This window comes from Pseudoalteromonas sp. SIMBA_162 (assembly GCF_046535955.1).
GTDB lineage: Bacteria > Pseudomonadota > Gammaproteobacteria > Enterobacterales > Alteromonadaceae > Pseudoalteromonas > Pseudoalteromonas marina.
Genome location: NZ_JAWJBQ010000161.1, coordinates 1 through 341, shown reverse-complemented (window position 1 = coordinate 341; position 341 = coordinate 1). Strand labels below are relative to the sequence as shown.

Here is a 341-nt window from a genome sequence, read left to right as displayed (position 1 = left end):
GTAATAAATATTCCATAGAGGATAGATATACCGATGATAATTTAAAGGTTACTGATACATACATGGAGGCTGCACGAATAGACTTGTCTAAGCTTTTAGATGCGTATTGGGAAGTCAAACCGACAGAAGCTGAAGTAATTGAGGTAATGCTAGAGTATTCGGCTGAAGGGTATCAGAAAAAAGATTTAACTTTAGCTTTAGCAAATTTCTATGGAAGTGATAAATATACAGGTGCTATTCAAAAACGTGTGTCACGTGTAAGAGAAGATTTCAAAAAATTCGTTATACAAAATGGTTACTATCTTAACTTCTAATACATACTACCTACGAGGTGGTACCAG

Annotated in this window: 1 protein-coding gene; it reads left to right on the top strand. The window is 34.6% G+C overall.

From position 1 onward, the window contains the following. Positions 1 to 314: hypothetical protein (locus R0J88_RS19165; protein ID WP_410900755.1), on the top strand; the 314-nt coding region annotated here is incomplete at its 5' end. Positions 315 to 341 lie beyond the last annotated feature (27 nt).